Here is an 18275-nt window from a genome sequence, read left to right as displayed (position 1 = left end):
TGCAACGACAAGAGCCGGAAACGCAATGAGCGAGCTTCATCACGTGACCGCATCCGCGGTCGACTTCATCGAACAGGCGAGCTTCGACAAGCTGCCGAGCGAGGCGCTGCGCGTCGGCCGGCGCTGCATCATCGACACGCTCGGCCTGTATCTCGCCGGCGGCCTCGAAGGATCGGTCCAGATGCTCGCAGCCGACGCGCTGGAGACGGGCGGCCGGGCCGAGGCGCTGCTGATCGGCCATGGTCATGCTCGTGTTCCGGCCGCGCTCGCGGCGCGGGTGCTGGGCACAGCCGGCCACGCCCATGACTGGGACGACACACAGGTCTCCAACGATCCGCGCCATGTCTACGGCCTGCTGACGCACCCATCCGTGCCGCCGCTGACGGCGGCGTTGGTGATGTCGCAGCGGCTCGGCGGCGTCGACGGCAAGCGCTTCATGCTCGCTTTCCAGACCGGCTTCGAGGTGGAGTGCAAGATCTCGGAATGGATGACGCCGCGCCACTATCGTCGCGGCCACCATTCCAGCGGCACCGTCGGCACCTTCGGCGCCGCCGCGACCACCGCGAAACTGCTCGGCCTCAAGGGCGCCCAGGTCGCGCATGCGCTCGGCATCGCGGCGAGCTTCGCCGCCGGCATCCGCTGCAATTTCGGCACGATGACCAAGCCGCTGCATGTCGGGCGGGCCTCGGAGAACGGCGTCACGGCGGCGCTGCTGGCAGCGCGCGGCTTCACCGCCGATCCCGCCGCGCTCGACGGCACCTGGGGCTTCTTCCAGGTGATGGGCGAAGGCGTCTCGGAGGAAAAGCTGCCGCAGGGCTTCGGTGAGACGCTGACGATCGTCGAACCCGGCATCAGCATCAAGCCTTACCCGTCGGGCATCCTGACCCATCAGTCGATGGACGCAATGCTCGCCCTGGTGCTCAAGCACGACCTCAAGCCGGACCAGGTCGAGCACATCCGCTTCTTCGCCGGCAAGAACATCCTCGAGCCGATCCGCTATCCGCTAGCGCAGAACCATCTACAGGCCAAGTTCTCGATGCCGGCCCTGCTCTCGATGATCGTGCTGTGCCGCCGCGCCAGCCATCACGAGTTCAGCGACGCCTTCGTCGCCGGACCGGCGATGCAGGACATGCAGAAGCGCACCGAGGTCCTGGGAGATCCCGAGATCGACGCTCGCGGCTACGACAAGATCCGCTCGCGCATCGAGGTCGACACGCGCGACGGCCGCACGCTCGTGCAATGGGCCGACGAGCGCTATCGCGGCGGGCCGGACAACCCGATCAGCGACGCCGACCTCGAAGCCAAGTTCCGGATGTGCGCCGAGGGCGCGATCACCGATGCGGCGCAGGACAAGCTGCTCGAACTGGCCTGGGGCGTCGACAGCCTGCCGCGGATCGAACCCCTGATCGAGCAGCTCGTCTTCGACACCACGGCAGCGGCCGTGCCGCTGCGCCGCGCGGCACATTGACGGATACGCCGCCGCGCAACGACGCGGCGGCGCTCAAACGAGGTCTCCCCGATGCAGGGCGGCCCGTTCCATCATCCCAGGGAGGGACCTATGCGACATCTGGCCATCGCCGCCGCCGTCGCCGCTGGCATTTCGGTCTGCCCGGCAGACCGGGTCGCGGCCCAGACGCCCGTCGACTACCCGCACAAGGTGGTGACGCTCGTCACCCATTCGAGCCCGGGAGGCGGCAGCGACGTCTTCCTGCGCGAGATGGCCAAGCACCTGCCGAAATACATCAAGGCCACCTTCATCGTCGAGAACGTGCAGGGCGGCAGCGGCGCGCGGGCGATCTCGCGGCTGGCGACCGCACCGGCCGATGGCAGCGTCCTCTACGCGACGACGCCGACCTACATCTACACCTCGCTGCTGTCGAAGACGCAGCACGGCTACAAGGATGTCGAGCCGCTGGCGAACTTCTTCACCGACTCGGAGGTCGTCTACACGCGCGCCGACGGCCCCTTCAAGACGCTCAAGGACGTGATCGACAAGGCGCAGACCGCGCGCGGCCGCTGGGGCGCGGCCAACCCGGCCTCCCTCGAACGCCAGGCCGCCGAGCAGCTCAAGAAGGCGGCCGGCGTCAACGCGGCGGTCGTCTCGCATGAGGGCGGCGGCGATCTGATGATCAATGTGCTGAACGGCACGCTCGACATCGGCGTCGGCGAGATTCCCGAGCTTCGCGCCCAGCTCGAGGCCGGCAAGATCCGGCTGCTCGCGACCTTCGATCCGCAGCGGATGGAAGCCTTCCCGAACGTCCCGACGGTCAAGGAAACCGGCTATCCCGTCGTGCTGGAGAAATTCCGGGGACTCGCCGGCCCCAAGGGCTTGCCGCCGGCGATCACCAAGATCTGGAACGAGACGGTGCCGAAGGTGCTGGCCGATCCCGACTATCGAAAAGTCTACAGCACCGAGAGCCTCGTCGCGAACTTCATCCCGCACGACGAGTACCAGGGCTTCATCGCGAATTTCGGTTCGACCACCGAAGCTTTCCTGAAGGAGAGCGGCGTCCTGAAGTGACGCCGTCGCCATCGGCTTCCGCCGCCACGCTCGAAATCCGTCCGGAAAGACCGTGCTATGCGCGACCAATCGGCTCTCAAGGACCTCGCCGGTGGCATCACCGTGCTCGCCATCGCCCTTCTCTACTATTGGGCGACCACCGGGATCGCCGAGAGCACGCTCTCGGACGAGGTCGGGGCGAGCGGCCTGCCGCGTATCCTGGCGATCACGCTGACCGGGCTCGGCCTCGTCCTGACGCTGCGCGCCATTCGCGCCGGCGCGCTCGTCCCGGCCGGCAAGCCGGAGAAGGCACGCGAGGAGGACGGCGAGCCGCTGTCGCCCCCACTGCGCGCGCTCGGCTTCCTGGCCTTGGGCGCGGCCTATGTCGCGCTCGTGCCGGTGATCGGCTACCTGCCGGCGGTCGCGCTGCTGATCGGGGCCGTGGCGCTCTACGAAGGCGCGCCGCCGACCTGGCGGACGGTCGCGATCGCGATCGGAGGCGCCCTTCTCTACTGGGCGATCTTCGTCCGGCTCCTCGGCGTGCGCCAGCCCACCGGCTGGTTCTTCTAGGAGGCGGCGATGCATTCACTCGGCATTGCATACGACCTCCTGACCGGCTCGCCGATCATCTTCTATTCGATCGTCGGCCTGATCTGGGGCATCATCGGCGGCTCGCTGCCGGGCATCTCAGCCTCGATCACGATGGCGCTGCTGCTGCCCTTCACCTATGGCATGGCCCCGGTCCAGGCGATCGTAATGCTGGCCTGCACCTATATCGGCGCCGAATATGGCGGCTCGATCCCGGCCATCCTGATCCGCACGCCCGGCACAAACTCCGCCGCCGCGACCGTGATCGACGGCTACGAGATGAAGCGCCAAGGCCGCGCCGGCGAAGCGCTCGGCATCTCGCTCTGGTCCGGCGTCATCGGCAGCCTGTTCGGGCTGCTGATGCTGATCATGATGACCGAGCCTTTGTCCTGGGTCGCGCTCGCCTTCAAGCCGACCTCCTATTTCGCGCTCGGCATCCTCGGCCTCAGCGTCATCGCCTCGATGACCAACGGCTCGCTGCTGAAGGGGCTGGCCGCCGCCATCGTCGGGCTGATGATCTCGACCGTCGGCACTGACCCGATCTCTGGCGTCACCCGCTTCACCTTCGGCAGCCCGGAACTGCTCGGCGGGGTCGAGCCGGTGCTGATCATGATCGGCGTCTTCGCGATCAGCGAACTGATGATGCAATCCGGTTCGCGCGACCTCGGCGGGGTCAGCGAGCAGGTGCGGGTGCGCCTGCCCTCCCTCGGCTTAATGAACCGGCTCAAACGCTCGCAGTTCATTGGCTGCCTGCTCGGCACCTTCGAAGGGCTGACGCCTGGCGGCGGCGGCTCGATCGCAGCCTTCCTCTCCTATAACGAGGCGAAGCGCTGGTCGAAGGAGCCGGAGAAGTTCGGCAAGGGCTCCGAAGAGGGCGTCGCCGCGCCCGAGACCGCCAACAACACGGTCGCCAGCACCGCCCTCATCCCGCTGCTCTCCTTCGGCATCCCGAGCTCGAACTCGACCGCCGTCCTGCTCGGCGGCCTGCTGATCCACGGGCTTCTGCCCGGCCCGCGCCTGTTCGAACAAAACGCCGACGTCGTGGTCGGGCTCTATCTCGGCTCCTTGATCGCGACGCTGGCGCAGATCGTCGTCGGCATCCTCCTGCTGCCGGTCTGTGTCTGGCTGGTCAACCGGCCGCGCGCCTATCTCGCCGGCTTCATCCTGGCGCTGATCCTGTCGGGCATTTTCACGCTCAACACCTCGTTCTTCGACCTGGGCATCGCGCTCGCCATGGGGCTCGTCGGCTATCTGATGCGCCGCGCCGGCTATCCATTCCTGCCGCTGATCCTGGGCGTCGTGCTCGGCCACATGGTCGAGTCGAGCTACCGCCGCTCGCTGCTGCTCTCGGGCGGAGACCACATGATCTTTCTCGAGGATCCAATCGCCATCGGGCTTCTGTTGGCCTCGACCCTCTTCGTCACGCTCTCGCTCGTCCGCGAATTCCGCGACGCGCGCCAAGCCCGGCTCAAGGATGCCCACGCGTGAACCACCAAAGCAGCATCGCTCCGTCCGCCACGCGTGACGAGCCCGTCGCGCTCCGCCTCGGCGGGTTCGCAGCCCATGCCGATGTGAGCGCCGGTGCGCGCGAGACAGTCCGGCTCCTGCTGCTAGATGTCGCCGGCCTCTGCATTGCAGCCCGCGAAACCGATTATGTCCGCGCCGCATTGGCGTCTACCGCCTCGCAGGGCAAGGCGACCGCGATCGGCCATGCGACGGCTCTCGGCCCCTATGACGCGGCACTGGTCAACGGCACGGCAGCACATGGCGAGGATTTCGACGACACCTTCGAGGGTGGGCCGATCCATGCCGGCGCGGTGATCGTGCCGGCCGTGCTGGCTGCCGCCGAGCATCGTGGGCTCACCGGCGAGGCCGTGCTGCGTGGCATCGCGGTCGGCTCCGAGCTGATGTGCCGGATGAGCCTCGTCGCGCCGCAGGCGATCCACAAAGCCTGCTTTCATCCGACCGCCGTCATCGGTGCGCCAGCCGCCGCCGCCGCGGTTGCGAGCGCGCTCGGCCTGCCGCCGAAGCTGATCGCCCATGCGATCGGCATCGCCGGCAGCCTCGCCTCGGGCATCATCGAATATCTCGCCGATGGGAGCTGGACCAAGCGGTTGCATGCCGGGGCGGCGGCGCAGGCCGGCATCCGCGCCGCCTTCATGGCCGAAGCGGGCTTTCTCGGACCGGCGACGGTGATCGAGGGCCAGCACGGCTTCTACCGCGCCTTCGCCTCGTCGAAGACGCCGGACTTCGCCCCGTTGCTAGACAGCCTCGGCGAGAGCTGGATCCTCGCGACGCTCGCCTTCAAACCCTATGCCTGCGGAACCATGACCCAGCCCTTCGTCGACTGTGCCATCGCACTGGCGAGGCAGGGCGTCAGGGCCGACGACATCGTCAGCCTGGAATGCGAGGTCGGCGAGGGCACGGTTCACCGGCTATGGGAGCCGCTGGCGCTGAAGCAGGCGCCGCCCAATGCCTATGCCGCGAAATTCTCGACGCCCTACTGCATCGCGGTCGGCTTCATGGATGGCGGCGCCGGGCTCGGTCAGTTCACCGAGGAACGCGTCGCCGAGGCCGGCGTGAGGGCGCTGGCCGCCAGGGTCTCCTATGTGATCGATCCGCAGAACGCGTATCCCCGCAATTTCAGCGGCCACATCAAGGCGACGCTGCGGGACGGTTCGGTGCGCGAGTTGCGCCAGCCGCATATGCGCGGCGGCGCGCATGAGCCGCTCTCGGGCGCCGACATCATCGGAAAGTTCCACGACAACGCCGCCTTCGGGGGCTGGCAGCCGGAACGTTCGGAACGGCTCGCCGCCGCTCTCGACGCGATCGTTGCCGGCAGCGGCGTCGACCTTTCGACGGCACGGGGTTGAGCCATGACTGAACTCGCAGGCAAGGTCGCGCTGGTCACTGGCGCCGCGCGCAACATCGGTCGCGCGATCGCCCTCGAACTCGCGGCGGGCGGGGCTGCAGTGATGGGGCTTGCGCTCTCGGACGCCGCCGGGCTCGGCGAGATGGTCGGCGCGGTCGAGGCCGAGGGCGGACGCGCCGCCTTGCAGCTTGCCGACGTGACCGATGCTGCCTCCGTGCGCGCCGCCGTCGAGGCCACGCTCGCCCGGTTCGGACGCATCGACATCCTCGTCAACAACGCAGCCATCCGCGGTGAGGTCGCCTTCGAAGACATGACGCTGGCGCAATGGCACCAGGTGCTCGGCGTCACGTTGGACGGGCCCTTCCTGTGTGCGCAGGCCTCCCTCGACGCGCTGACGAACAGCGGAGCTGGCGCCATTATCAATATCGGCGGCCTCACCGCCTATACAGGAGCTAAGCAGCGCGCCCATGTCGTCACCGCCAAGGCCGGGCTCGACGGCCTGACCAAGGCGCTGGCCCAGGAACTCGCGCCGCGCGGCATCACCGTCAACCTGGTCTCGCCGGGGCTGATCGACACGGTGCGCGGCGGCCATTCGGCCGCGCAGCCCGACCACCACAAACATGGCTCGACACTGGTCGGCCGTCGCGGCCGGCCACAGGAGGTCGCGGCGATGGTGCGTTATCTCGCCGGTCCGAACGCCCGCTACGTCACCGGCCAGACCCTGCATGTGAACGGCGGAGCCTATCTGCCGTGAGCCGCTTCGGCGCCCCCGGCGCCGAAGGGAGATGAATTCGCGAGCTGGAAAACCAGCCGTTTTTTCGAGGGAGAACGAAATGGGGATGCAAGTGAAACTGGCCGCCGTGCTGGCGGCGGCGATACTGGCCGGCGGATCGCAGGCCACGGCGCAAGCCTATCCGACGAAGCCGATCAACGTGATCGTCCCCTACGCGGCAGGCGGCAATACCGACGTGGTCGCGCGCATCGTGCTGGAGCATATGGGTCAGACGCTCGGCCAGGCTCTTCCAGTCGAGAACATCGGCGGCGCCGGCGGCACGACGGGCTCCTTCCGAGCCGCCAAGGCCGCGCCGGACGGCTACACCATCCTGGTCGGACAGATGGGCACGCATGGCGCGGCACCCGCTCTCTATCCGAACCTGCCCTATCATCCGGTGACGGATTTCGAGCATGTCAGCCAGCTCTCGGATACGCCGATCGCGGTGTTCGGCCGCAAGGATCTCGCCGCGAACTCGCTTCAGGACCTGATCGCGCTGATCAAGGCCGATCCGTCCAAGCTCAACAACGGTCACGGCGGCGTCGGCTCGACCTCGCATGTGAGCTGCCTGCTGTTCACCTCGATGATCGGGGTCAGGCCGCCGCAGGTCGCCTATCGCGGCTCCGGCCCGGCGCTGAACGACCTCGTCGCCGGCGTGCACGACTTCATGTGCGACCAGATCCCGCATACCGTTCCGCAGGTCATCGCGGGCAACATCAAGGCCTTCGCCATCGCGATCCCGGAGCGCTCCCCCGCGATCCCGAACGTGCCGACCACGGCCGATGCCGGGATGCCGAAGTTCGTCGCCTCCGGCTGGAACGCGATGTTCGCGCCGAAGGGCACGCCCAAGGCGATCGTCGACAGGCTCGCCGCGGCCGTCGATGCAGCGCTCAAGAACCCGGCCACGCGCAAGCGGCTGGAGGAAATCGGCGCGGTGATCCCCGCCAAGACCGGGCCGGAGGCGCTCCGCAGCCTGGTCGCAGGCGAGATCGAGAAATGGACGCCGGTGATCAAGGCAGCGGGCGTCGTGGCGAACTAGCCTAGCAAGAGCCACCATGCTGCGTCCGCTCAGGCGTCGAGCACCAGATCGGTCAGCGGGACGGCCTGGCAGGTCAGGCAGACACCGTCATCAAGATCGTCGCAATCGACGAGGTGGCGCACTTCGCCCTCACGGATCGGGACGGCGCAGCTTTCGCACTGCCCGACACGGCAGCCGCTGGGAAGCGGCACGCCTTCGCGCTCGGCGGCCGCTAGAACCCCGCCGCCACCGGCGTCCGGCGACCATGTCACCGTCTTGCCGGAACGGGCGAAAACGACGCGCCGCGGCGCGAGCCCGTCGAGGACAGGCGGCGCCGGCGAGCGAAAGCGCTCGCTGAAGATCTCGAAAGCCGGCACGCCACGCGCCTTCAGCGCAGCGGCGACCTCGGCCATCATCGCGTCGGAGGCACACATGTAGAAGCGCGCCCGCCGCTCCAGCAGCGCCGGATCGAGTTCGTCGACGCAGAAGCGGCCCGGCCGATCGTAGCGGTCTCCGGCTCGCGGCTGCGACAAATGGGTGACGACCGTCAGATTGGACAGGCGTTGGCGCAGCACTTCCAGCCGCTCGCCGAAGGGCTGCTGCTCGGCATCCCGACAGCCATAATGCAGGGTGATCTCCGGCTCGCCCGGCCGGCCCTGCAGCGTTTCGAGATAGGAGAGGAAAGGCGTGATGCCGATGCCGCCCGCGATCAGCACGACCGGAAACGCGTTCGTCAGCGGCAGGACGAAGCCGCCCTTCGGCGCCTGCAACTCCACGCTCATGCCGGGCCGAAGCTCGCGGCGCACCGCACCGGAGACGACACCGCCCGCGATCTCGCGCACCGCGATCCGGTAGGCGTCGGGCGCAGGCACCGCAGCTCCGGTCAGCGAATAGGAGCGGATCTGGCCGGCGAGCCGCAAGCCGACATATTGCCCGGGCCGAAAGCCAGGCAGCGGCCCGCCATCGGCGGGCTTCAGTGTCAGCGCGACCGCGTCAGCGCCTTCCTCACGCCGCTCGGCAACCGTGAAGGATCGCCAGCCCTGCCAGCCGGCTGCCTCCAGCAGTTCGACATCGCAGGCGAAGGAACGCAGCGCCAGCGAGCCGCTGAGCGGATCGCGCTCGCTCTCCGAGATGATCGCGTTAAAGCTCGATCCGATCGGATTGGCCGCGTCCGGAAGATAGCCGGGCAGGCCGAGGTCGGGAGCCGGCTGCCACCAGCCGTAGTCACTGGCGACGACATCCTCGGCCAGCGCCTCGTCGAGGGCTGCGCGCAGGCGGATCCGGCCTTTCCGCGTGCTCAGCAGGAGCCAGTCGCCGGCGGCGATGCCCTTCCGCCGTGCGAGCGCCGGATGAATCTCAGCGGTCGGCTCCTCACGGCGCCGGCGCAGCGTGGCGATGCCGCGATGCTGGCTGTGGCAATAATAGCCGCTGTTCGCCGAGAACAGCGTCAGCGGGAAGCGCTGCGTGCGCGCTTCGGCCGGCGGCACGAAGTCCGGCACGGCCGGATAGCCATGGCGATGCAGCAGCTCGGAATAAAGTTCGGCCTTGCCGGTCTGGGTGGCGAAGCCGGTCTGCCGGTACTTCCGATAGGCATGGCTCAGCGGTACGCGCACGCCTTCGGGCTTCGCCCGCAGCGTCGCGAGGTCGAGGCCGAGCGGCGCCAGCAGATGCGCGAAGCCCTTCTCAACGTCGCCATCGAAGAAGAGTTCGCCCATGCCGAGACGCTTCGCGAGTTCGAAGACGATCCACATGTCCGAGCGCGCCTCGCCCTGACGCGAAACCATCTGCGGCCGCAATTGCACGAGTTCCTGCGCCTCCGGCGAGAGCTCGAAGCCGAGCCTGAGCGCCTCATGCTCCCAGGGGCTGGAAACCGGCAGCACAATGTCGGCCATTTCCGCGGTCGGATTGAGGAAGAGGTCGCAGTGGACCTGGAACTCGAGCGCCTTCAGGGCCTCGCGGCCGCGCTCGGGCGCGGGATGCGAGACGAGGAGATTTGAACCGAAGCCGAAGAGCGCGCGAATGCGATAGGGCTTTCCGACGATGGCGGAATCATAGAAGTCGCTGGAAGTGATCCAGCCATCAGCGGGCGGGCCGATCGGGCGCTTGTCAAGGCCGAGCGCACGCTTGCGCGTCTCGGCCGGAATCATCGCCATCGCATGCAGGGACGGGGCTGGCAGCGCGGGCATGCGGACATTGCCGCCCGGCGCATCGAAATGGCCGGTCAGCGCATAGAGCGTCGCGATGGCGCGCTCGGTCTGCGCCGCATTGGTGTGCTGCCCGATGCCGGTCCAGCCATGATAGGACACGCTGCCCGCCGCAGCGATCTCGCGCGCCAGCGTCTCGACCTGCGCGGCGGGGATGGTGGTGATGCCCTCGACCTTCGCAGGATCATAAGGTTCGGCGGCGGCGCGGTAATGATTGAAGGCGGTGCGGCAACCGATTGGCCCGGCAGGTCCGTGCACGACGAAGCGCCCCTCCAGCGTGGCCTCGCCCAGCGCGCCGTCCGCCATGACCGGGCGTGCGCGCGCGTGATCCCAGACGACGAAACCGTCGCCCTCCATTCCGATGTCGGCGGCACGCAGGAAGAGCCCGTCATCCTCGCGCACGAGGAAGGTGGCATTGGTCCAGTGCCGCACGAACTCGGCGTCATAGGCCTCGTTGGCGATGAGCCAGCGCGCAATTCCCAGTGCAAGCGCGCCATCCGTGCCGGGGCGGATACGCAGCCAGAAATCGGCATCGCGTGCGGAGCCGGCCTGCCGGGGATCGATCACGGCGAGCTTCGCACCCCGCGCGCGGGCGGCGCCGATCGCCTCGGCCTGGGCGAGCCAGACATTGGCGGGGTTGTGCCCCCAGAGCAGAATCAGGTCGGACTGGCGATACTCGGCTGTTGGCAAGCCGCAACCGAAGGTGAAGGCGTGGGCGCTGTCCTTGTGCCAATTGCAGATCTCGGTCGAGAACACCGTGTTCGGGCTGCCGAACCCGCGTACGAAGCGCTGCAGCCAGTCGATGCTGTCCGAGGTCGAGGAGGACGAGCCCGAGGTGATGGCGAAGGCGACGGATTCCGGACCGCTCTCCCGACGATAACGGCCGAGTTTCGCGGCGATCTCGGTCAACGCCTCGTCCCAGGAGATCGGCACGAAACCGGGGTCGGCCGCGCCCTTGGGGGCGGTGCGCCGGAGCGGCGTCGTCAGCCGGCGGGCGGAATGGGCGATCTCGGGTGCGGCGCGCCCCTTGGGGCACATCGCCTTGCCGGTCGGATGAGAGGGATCGGGCCGCACCGAGACGAGGCGGTCCTCCTCGATCGTGTAGATCGCGCCGCAGCGCGAGCGGCAGAGCGTGCAGAAGCCCGGTTTCTCGATCCTCGCCATTGCCGCGCTCCTTCTCCCCTCCGCGTCAGCACGCGGCGCGATGGCGCTCCGGCAGGCCGGGTGCGGCGAGCAGGCTGGCCGCGACGAGATCTTCGATCGCCGCTCCGACCGATTTGAACAGGGTGATCTCATCCTCGTCGCGGCGCCCGGCTTTGGCGCCGCTCGCGAGTTCGTGGAGATCGCCGCAGACAGAGGCCGTCGACCAGAGGCCAGCCGCGGCCGGCTGCAACAGATCGCCGGCTTCCGCCAAGGCCCCCTGATAGGTGTCGACGAAGACGCGCGCACGCGTCACGGCTCCGTCGTCGCTCTCGCGCATCTGCGGCGTGAAGGCGCCGACCAGATCGAGATGCGTCCCCGGCTTCAGGTCACGCCCGAAGACGAGCGGCTCGCGCGAGGTGGTTGCGCAGGAGACGATGTCGGCCTCGGCGACGGCAGCCGGCAGATCCGTGACCGGCTTGGCATCGAAGCCCCTGCGCGCGAGGCTGCCGGCGAGTGCCATGGCGCGTTGCTGGCTGCGGCCCCAGACCAGAACCCGCTCGATCGGCCGCTCGGTGCGATGCGCCTCGGGCAGATGAGCGGCGACATGGCCGGTGCCGACGATCAGCAGCGTTCGGCTGTCCGCCCGCGAGAGATAGCGCGAGGCCAGTGCCGAGGCTGCCGCCGTGCGCCGGTTGGTCAGGGATTCGCCATCGACCAGCGCGCTGGGCTGACCGGTCTGGCCGTCGAGCAGGACATAGAGGGACGAGACGGCGCCGAGCCCCCGATCGGCATTGCGCGGAAAGACCGAAACCAGTTTGACGCCGAGCGACTGCCCGCGATCCCAGGCCGGCATGGTCAGCAGATGGCCGGGCGTCTCCTGCGTGCCGACGTCATAGCTCTGGCGGACCGGCATCGCCTCGCCGCCGCGGCGGAAGGCCTCGTCGAGCGCTGCGATCAGGCGGGGGTAGTCGAGCCCGGCTTCGACTTCGGCAGCGGTGAAATGGCGCAACATGTCTGGCGTCCTGCGGCTCGCTTCACTTCAGGGCGGTGATGCCGGTGCAGACCCAGAGGATCTCGGCGTCTTCCTCGCTCAGCGAGACGATGGCGTGGCCCATCTTGCTGTCGAAATAGGTGCTGTCGCCCTCTTCAAGAACGACGGGTTCGTAGAATTCGGTGAAGACCTGGACGCGGCCGGACAGCACGCAGACGAATTCCTCGCCCTGGTGGCGCACCCAGCCGGGAAAATCGTCGAGGCGGCGGGCCGTGACCCGCGCCTTGAACGGCAGGATTTCCTTCTGCGACAGGTCGGTGGCCAGCACCTCGTAGTGATAGGTCGCGGTCGGATGCGGCTTGCCCTCGCCGCGCCGCGTGACGCTGCGCCGCCCGAAGGGTGCGTTCTGGCGTCGTGCGTCGAAGAGTTCGACGATGTCGAGCCCCGTGCCGCGCGTGATCCGCTGGAGAACGTCGTAGGTCGGCGACATCTGGCCGTTCTCGATCTTCGAGAGCGTCGAACGCGCTACACCCGTTCGCTGGCTGACCTCCTCCAGAGTCCAGCCATTGTCGAGCCGCATGCGCTTGAGCCTGAGGCCGAGATCGACCGAGCTGTCCTCCACCGGGAAATTCGCGTTGGCGAAGCGGGCCGGAACCGGGCTCGTCGCTGCCGAGACCGCTTCGCTCACGCCGGTGCGGACTGCACTCTTCTTCGCCACGACGGGTTCTCCGGCAGGATCGGCAGCGGGCGGCGGCCTGCCGCCGCCCGCGAAGGTTACTTCTTTACGAGCGTGCATTCGCTCTGCGCCAGCGGCAGGAAGGCCTGGTCGCCCGGCACGGTCGCGACGACATTGTAATAATCCCAGGGAGCCTTCGATTCGGAAGGCTTTTTTACCTGAACCAACAGCATGTCATGGACCATGCGGCCGTCCTCGCGCAGCTTGCCGTTCTTGGCGAGGAAATCGTTCACCGGCAATTCACGCATCTTGGCCGAGACGGCCTTGGCCTCGTCGGTGCCGGCGGCCTGGATCGCCTTGAGATAATGCGTGACGGAGGAATAGACGCCGGCCTGCAGGGCGGTCGGCATCGCCTTGCGCGCCTCGAAGAAGCGCTTTGCGAAAGCGCGGGTCTCCTCGTTCTGGTCCCAGTAGAAACCTTCCATGAAGGAGATGCCCTGGGCGGTGGCTAAGCCGAGCGCATGCACGTCCGAGATGAACATCACCGGCGCGGTCAGGATCTGGCCGCCGGCGGTGATTCCGAACTCGCCCGCCTGCTTGATCGCGGTGGTCATGTCCTTGCCGGCGGTCGCCAGCATGATGACCTTGGCCTTGGAGGCCTGAGCCGGCAGCAGGAAGGCGGAGAGGTCGTTGGCGCCGAAGGGGTGCCGGATCGTCCCGACGACCTTGCCGCCGCTGGCCTTGATCGCTTCGCTCGCGATCTTCTCCAGCGAATGGCCGAAGGCGAAATCGGCGGTGACGATGAAGAAGGTGTCGTTGCCCTTGTCGATCAGCGCCTTGATCGGGCCGACCGCGTTCGAATAATTGTCGTAGACCCACTGCACGCCGGTTGCCGAGCACTGCTTGCCGGTCAGGTCGGTGGTGCCGGGCGAAGAGAACAGCGCGACGCGGTTGCTCTCGCGTGTCAATTGCTGGACCGCGAGCGCGATCGCGCTGTTGGTGACGTCGGAGATCGCGTCGACCTTCTCGTTCTCGATCCAGCGGCGCGCGATGCCGACGCCGACATCGGCCTTGTGGAGATGGTCGGCGCCGATGATCTCGATCGGCTTGCCGAGAACCTTGCCGCCGAAATCGGCGGCTGCCATCTGCGCCGCGAGCAGCGAGCCCGGCCCGTTCATGTCCGACCACTGGCCGGACATGTCGGTCAAGACGCCGATCTTGACGACTTCGTCGCTGACCTGGGCGAGCGCGGTCCCGGCAGTCAGCGCGCAGGTGAGGCAGAGTGCGGCGGCCAGCCGGCGCGTAACGGTGGAAACGGTCTTTCGCATGATCTTTCCCCTCATTGTCCGGGCCCGATCAAACGGCCCTCTGGTTGAAATCCGAGCGCGCCGCCGGCGCGTTCGGCGTGGCGTCGTCCGGATGGCGTCATGTTCCCGGTGTGGGCACAGGGGCCGGGATCGGGGTTTTGCCGCGCCGGCGCTGCGCCAGGGCGACGATCTCGCCGACGATGCCGCGGCGGAAGGCGAGCACGCAGAGCACGAAGATCGCGCCATGGATCACGATGACCCACTGGCCGAGCGCGGCGAGATAGTTCTGCATCGCAACGACGACCAAAGCGCCGACTACGGGGCCGAACAGCGTGCCGACGCCGCCGAGGAAGGTCATCAGAAGCACCTCGCCGGACATCGACCAGTGGACGTCGGTGAGGCTGGCGATCTGGCTGCTGATCGCCTTGGTCGAGCCGGCAAGGCCCGACAGCGCCGCCGAGATCGTGAAGGCTGCGAGCTTGTAGCGCGTCGTGTCGAGGCCGAGCGACTGCGCGCGCGGCTCGTGGTCGCTGATGCCCTTGAGCACGAGGCCGAAGGGCGAGCCGACCAGCCGCATGATCAGGTAGAAACCGCCGAGGAAGATCGTCAGCACGAAGGCGTAGAGATTGCCCGGCCGCGACAGGTCGATCAGGCCGAAGAGATGCCCGCGCGGCACGCCCTGCAAGCCATCCTCGCCGCCTGTGAAAGGCGCCTGGAGCGCGACGAAATAGATCATCTGCGCGAAGGCGAGCGTCACCATCGCGAAATAGATGCCGCTGCGGCGGATGGAGAGCCAGCCGGAGAGCAGGCCGAGCAGCGCTGCCGTGCCGGTGCCGGCGAGCAGGGCGAGTTCCGGCGTGAAGCCCCAGACCTTGGCGGCATGGCCGCAGACATAGCCGGCCAGCCCTAAGAACATCGCATGGCCGAAGGAGACGAGCCGGCCATAGCCGGCGATGAGATTGAAAGCGCAGGCGAAGAGGGCGAAGACCATCGCCTTCATCATGAAGCCCGGATAGACGAAGAGCGGCGCGGCGGCGAAGCAGACGGCCATGGCGGCGAAGGCGATGGTCTGCGCCCGCGGCGAAACCGCAGTGTCCGCCACGCCCTCGTGATGGACCTGCACGGCCTCAGGCTTGGAGCCGAAGAGTCCGGCCGGCCGGACCAGCAGCACCACGGCCATGACGAGGAAGACGACGGTGCTCGACAGCTCCGGATAGAAGGCCTTGGTCAGGCCCTCGATGACACCGACGAGGAAGCCCGTCACGATCGAACCCATGATCGAGCCCATGCCACCGATCACCACGACGGCGAAGACGACGATGATCAGATCGGCGCCCATGGTCGGGTTGACCTGGTAGATCGGCGCCGCGAGCACGCCCGCCAGCGCCGCCAGCGCCACGCCCGCGCCATAGGTCAGCATGATCATGCGCGGCACGCGGATGCCGAAGGCCTGCACCAGCATCGGGTTTTCGGTGGCGGCGCGCAGATAGGCACCGAGCTTGGTGCGCTCGATGACGTACCAGGTGGTCAGGCAGATCACGAGCGAGGCGACGATCACCCAGGCGCGATAGTTCGGCAGGAACATGAAGCCGAGATTGCGGCCCCCGGTGAGCTCGGCCGGGATCGCATAGGGTTGTCCCGAGGAGCCGAAGGCATTGGTGAAGATGCCCTGCAGCATCAGCGCCAGACCGAAGGTCAGGAGCATGCCGTAGAGATGATCGAGCTTATACAGCCTTCGCAGCAGGAAGCGCTCGATCAACACCCCGGTCGCGCCCACGATCAACGGGGCGAGCAGCAGCGCCCACCAATAGCCGACGCCGAGGAAGTTCAGCAGCAACCAGGCCGTGATCGCGCCGAGCATATACTGCGCGCCGTGGGCGAAATTGACGATGTTCATCATGCCGAAGATCACGGCGAGGCCAAGGCTCAGCATGGCGTAGAAGGCGCCGTTGATCAGGCCGAGCAGGAGTTGCCCGAAGAGGACGGCGGAGGGGACCCCGAAGATCATGGTCATGGCGACTGCCCTTCCGTCGTCACAGGCCGAGATAGCTCTTGAGCGTGTCGAGTCGGCTTTCGAGCTCCGGGCCCGGGATCTCGTCGACGACACGGCCCTGCTCGACCACGTAGTGCCGGTCGGCGATGGCCGAGGCGAAGCCGACATTCTGCTCGACCAGCAGGATGGTGAAGCCGAGCGCCTTGAGCTTTTCGATGGTGCGCCCGATCTGCTGGATGATCACCGGGGCGAGGCCCTCGGTCGGCTCGTCGAGCAGCAGGATGCGGGCGCCGGTGTGCAGGATGCGGCCGAGCGCCAGCATCTGCTGCTCCCCGCCGGAGAGCTTGGTGCCCTGGCTGTCGAGGCGCTCCTTCAGGTTCGGAAACAGTTCGAGGATCTGGTCGACCGTCATGCCGCCCCGGGCGATCGCCGGCGGCAGCAACAGGTTCTCGCGCACGCTCAGACTCGAGAAGATGCCGCGCTCCTCCGGGCAGAAGGCGATGCCCTTGCGGGCGATGTCGTAGGGCGGCGCTGCGACAAGTTCGGCGCCGCCGAGCCGGATCGAGCCTTCGCGGCGCTCGATCAATCCCATGATCGCCTTCAATGTCGTCGTCTTGCCGGCGCCGTTGCGCCCAAGCAGCGTCACCACCTCGCCGGCACCGATGTTGAAATCCATGCCGTGCAGCACCTGCGACTCGCCGTACCAAGCCTCCAGCCGCGAAACCGTCAGTGCTTCAGCCATGAGCCTGCCCCGTATAGGCCGCCATCACGTCGGGGCGGGATGAGACCTCGTCATAGCTGCCCTCGGCCAGCACCTCGCCGCGGACCATCACAGTGATGCGGTCGGCCAGAGCGGCCACGACCTTCATGTTGTGCTCGACCAAGAGCACGGTGCGGCCTTGGCCCGCCTCGCGAATGAGATCGGTGACGCGGCCGATATCCTCGCGACCGAGGCCGGCCATCGGCTCGTCGAGCAGCAGCACCTTGGGCTCCAGCGCCAGCGTCGTCGCCAATTCCAGAACGCGCTTGCGGCCATAGGAGAGGTTGCCGGCCATCGCCTCGGCGTCCTCGACGAGGCCGAACTGGCGAAGCAGGGCCTGCACCCTCTCGCCGACATCCGGACGCCCGGCGACGCGCCCGAGCATGTTCCAGGAGATGCCCGCCCCGCGCAGCAGCGCGAGTTCGAGGTTCTGACGGACGGTGAGACCGGAGAAGACGGCCGAGATCTGGAAGGAGCGGACGACGCCGCGCTGCGCCATGGCGGGCATTGCGAGAGGGGTGACGTCCTCGCCGTCATGCAGGATCGCTCCGGCGGAGGGCGCGAGATATTTGGTCAGCAGGTTGAAAAGCGTGGTCTTGCCCGCGCCATTGGGGCCGATGACGGCCTGGATGGCGCCTTGCTTCAGTCGAAAATCGACATTCTTGACCGCGAAGAACCCGCCGAACTCGCGGCTGAGCCCTTTCGCCTCCAGTGCGGCAACTCCATCAGCCATGATTGACGCCGACGCTCCCCGTTCACGAGGAAAACGTCGGGCAAAAGTTTCCGATCGTCAACTTTGTTTCTCTTTTGCGTTGCGCAATGAATCGGCAGGCTCTGCCGATATGTTCAGCGTCGCCTCAGCCCTGCCGGCTTAGCTCGCGCTTGCCGTCATCACAGCCGTGCGCGGGAGCTGCGGGGCGTGGCAAGCAGCAGGTTTGTCTCGGAGGCGATGATTCCCGGCACCATCCTCAGACGCCGCAGGACGGCATCGAGATCGGTCAGGCTTTGAGCGGAGACTTCGAGGATGAGGTCCCACTTCCCATTCGTCGTATGGACCGCGCCGATCTCGGGGAAGCCGACGAGGGCGTCGACCACGGGATCGAGCATGCGCCCCTCGACCTCGACCATGGTGAGGCCGCGCACGGGCATCGATACGGCGTCGGCCCGCAGCACCACCGTGTAGCCGATGATGTCGCCGCGCTGTTCGAGCCGCTCGATGCGGGCGCGCACGGTCGCGCGCGACAGGCCGAGTTCGCCGGCGATGTCCGAGATGGCGCGGCGGCCGTCATGCCTCAGAATGGACAGGAGGCGTTGATCGAGTTCGTCCATGATCGCCATTATGACTACATTGATTGATCAGATCGATAAGCCAATCTGAAACATCTGCCAATGTGCCTCGTTCACTCTGCCGTGCCGGCCCGGTAGATTCCGCTGACGGATCGACGGAGCGA

At 67.5% G+C, this 18275-nt stretch carries 15 protein-coding genes and 1 pseudogene; 7 read left to right on the top strand and 9 right to left on the bottom strand.

What is annotated here, in order from left to right; genetic code table 11:
- Positions 1–43: 43 nt before the first annotated feature.
- From AC1RMY_RS14490 to AC1RMY_RS14460, 7 genes are all read left to right on the top strand, one after another.
- Positions 44–1468 (top strand): MmgE/PrpD family protein, encoded by a 1425-nt coding sequence (locus AC1RMY_RS14490; RefSeq protein WP_492865559.1) that lies wholly within the window; start codon positions 44–46, stop codon positions 1466–1468.
- A gap of 90 nt (positions 1469–1558) precedes the next feature.
- Complete coding sequence (locus tag AC1RMY_RS14485) at positions 1559–2521, top strand: tripartite tricarboxylate transporter substrate binding protein (protein ID WP_492865557.1); 963 nt, start codon at positions 1559–1561, stop codon at positions 2519–2521.
- 57 nt (positions 2522–2578) lie between these two features.
- Positions 2579–3070, top strand: a complete 492-nt coding sequence (locus AC1RMY_RS14480) for a tripartite tricarboxylate transporter TctB family protein (RefSeq protein ID WP_492865555.1) — start codon at positions 2579–2581, stop codon at positions 3068–3070.
- A gap of 9 nt (positions 3071–3079) precedes the next feature.
- Complete coding sequence (locus AC1RMY_RS14475; protein ID WP_492865553.1) at positions 3080–4576, top strand: tripartite tricarboxylate transporter permease; 1497 nt, start codon at positions 3080–3082, stop codon at positions 4574–4576.
- Positions 4573–5961, top strand: coding sequence for an MmgE/PrpD family protein (locus AC1RMY_RS14470; protein WP_492865551.1), 1389 nt, complete (start codon positions 4573–4575; stop codon positions 5959–5961). Before AC1RMY_RS14475 ends, AC1RMY_RS14470 begins: the two co-directional genes overlap by 4 nt.
- Positions 5962–5964: 3 nt before the next feature.
- Positions 5965–6714 carry an SDR family NAD(P)-dependent oxidoreductase gene (locus AC1RMY_RS14465; RefSeq protein ID WP_492865549.1) on the top strand — a complete coding sequence of 250 codons (750 nt, stop codon included), beginning with the start codon at positions 5965–5967 and terminating at the stop codon, positions 6712–6714.
- An 85-nt stretch (positions 6715–6799) separates the two neighbouring features.
- Positions 6800–7771, top strand: a complete 972-nt coding sequence (locus AC1RMY_RS14460; protein ID WP_492865547.1) for a tripartite tricarboxylate transporter substrate-binding protein — start codon at positions 6800–6802, stop codon at positions 7769–7771.
- Positions 7772–7800: 29 nt separating this feature from the next.
- On the opposite strand, the gene AC1RMY_RS14455 is transcribed toward AC1RMY_RS14460, so the two are convergent.
- From AC1RMY_RS14455 to AC1RMY_RS14415, 9 genes and pseudogenes are all read right to left on the bottom strand, one after another.
- Entirely contained in the window at positions 7801–11118 is a 3318-nt protein-coding gene (locus AC1RMY_RS14455; RefSeq protein WP_492865545.1) for a molybdopterin-dependent oxidoreductase, read from the bottom strand.
- Positions 11119–11143: 25 nt separating this feature from the next.
- Complete coding sequence (lhpI, locus tag AC1RMY_RS14450) at positions 11144–12109, bottom strand: bifunctional Delta(1)-pyrroline-2-carboxylate/Delta(1)-piperideine-2-carboxylate reductase (RefSeq protein WP_492865543.1); 966 nt, start codon at positions 12107–12109, stop codon at positions 11144–11146.
- Between the two features lie 22 nt (positions 12110–12131).
- Positions 12132–12806: a helix-turn-helix domain-containing protein gene (locus AC1RMY_RS14445; RefSeq protein ID WP_492865541.1), complete on the bottom strand. Its 675-nt coding sequence runs from the start codon at positions 12804–12806 to the stop codon at positions 12132–12134.
- 56 nt (positions 12807–12862) lie between these two features.
- A complete protein-coding gene (locus AC1RMY_RS14440; protein WP_492865539.1) occupies positions 12863–14092 on the bottom strand; it encodes an ABC transporter substrate-binding protein in 1230 nt (409 codons plus the stop codon).
- Positions 14093–14189: 97 nt separating this feature from the next.
- Positions 14190–15071, bottom strand: a complete 882-nt coding sequence (locus tag AC1RMY_RS14435) for a branched-chain amino acid ABC transporter permease (RefSeq protein ID WP_492865971.1) — start codon at positions 15069–15071, stop codon at positions 14190–14192.
- A gap of 138 nt (positions 15072–15209) precedes the next feature.
- A pseudogene (locus tag AC1RMY_RS14430) lies at positions 15210–16085 on the bottom strand (branched-chain amino acid ABC transporter permease); the annotation flags it as partial.
- Positions 16086–16104: 19 nt separating this feature from the next.
- Positions 16105–16806, bottom strand: a complete 702-nt coding sequence (locus tag AC1RMY_RS14425) for an ABC transporter ATP-binding protein (protein ID WP_492865537.1) — start codon at positions 16804–16806, stop codon at positions 16105–16107.
- The gene (locus tag AC1RMY_RS14420; RefSeq protein ID WP_492865535.1) at positions 16799–17557 is read right to left on the bottom strand and encodes an ABC transporter ATP-binding protein; all 759 of its coding nucleotides are present in this window, start codon (positions 17555–17557) and stop codon (positions 16799–16801) included. Before AC1RMY_RS14420 ends, AC1RMY_RS14425 begins: the two co-directional genes overlap by 8 nt.
- A 158-nt stretch (positions 17558–17715) precedes the next feature.
- Entirely contained in the window at positions 17716–18153 is a 438-nt protein-coding gene (locus AC1RMY_RS14415; RefSeq protein ID WP_492865533.1) for an Lrp/AsnC family transcriptional regulator, read from the bottom strand.
- Between the last annotated feature and the right edge of the window lie 122 nt (positions 18154–18275).

Source organism: Allobosea sp. GW822-FHT03F07 (genome assembly GCF_058801345.1).
Note: the sequence above shows the minus strand (reverse complement) of the source record. Positions and strands in the feature narration are given on the sequence as shown.

Excerpts from the sequence above, each read along its gene's own strand:
- AC1RMY_RS14415 (WP_492865533.1), bottom strand. The coding sequence starts at position 18,153 with ATGGACGAACTCGATCAACGCCTCCTGTCCATTCTGAGGCATGACGGC.
- AC1RMY_RS14420 (WP_492865535.1), bottom strand. The coding sequence starts at position 17,557 with ATGGCTGATGGAGTTGCCGCACTGGAGGCGAAAGGGCTCAGCCGCGAG.
- AC1RMY_RS14475 (WP_492865553.1), top strand. The coding sequence starts at position 3,080 with ATGCATTCACTCGGCATTGCATACGACCTCCTGACCGGCTCGCCGATC.
- AC1RMY_RS14465 (WP_492865549.1), top strand. The coding sequence starts at position 5,965 with ATGACTGAACTCGCAGGCAAGGTCGCGCTGGTCACTGGCGCCGCGCGC.
- lhpI (WP_492865543.1), bottom strand. The coding sequence starts at position 12,109 with ATGTTGCGCCATTTCACCGCTGCCGAAGTCGAAGCCGGGCTCGACTAC.
- AC1RMY_RS14440 (WP_492865539.1), bottom strand. The coding sequence starts at position 14,092 with ATGCGAAAGACCGTTTCCACCGTTACGCGCCGGCTGGCCGCCGCACTC.
- AC1RMY_RS14435 (WP_492865971.1), bottom strand. The coding sequence starts at position 15,071 with ATGAAGGCGATGGTCTTCGCCCTCTTCGCCTGCGCTTTCAATCTCATC.
- AC1RMY_RS14425 (WP_492865537.1), bottom strand. The coding sequence starts at position 16,806 with ATGGCTGAAGCACTGACGGTTTCGCGGCTGGAGGCTTGGTACGGCGAG.
- AC1RMY_RS14485 (WP_492865557.1), top strand. The coding sequence starts at position 1,559 with ATGCGACATCTGGCCATCGCCGCCGCCGTCGCCGCTGGCATTTCGGTC.
- AC1RMY_RS14480 (WP_492865555.1), top strand. The coding sequence starts at position 2,579 with ATGCGCGACCAATCGGCTCTCAAGGACCTCGCCGGTGGCATCACCGTG.
- AC1RMY_RS14455 (WP_492865545.1), bottom strand. The coding sequence starts at position 11,118 with ATGGCGAGGATCGAGAAACCGGGCTTCTGCACGCTCTGCCGCTCGCGC.
- AC1RMY_RS14460 (WP_492865547.1), top strand. The coding sequence starts at position 6,800 with ATGCAAGTGAAACTGGCCGCCGTGCTGGCGGCGGCGATACTGGCCGGC.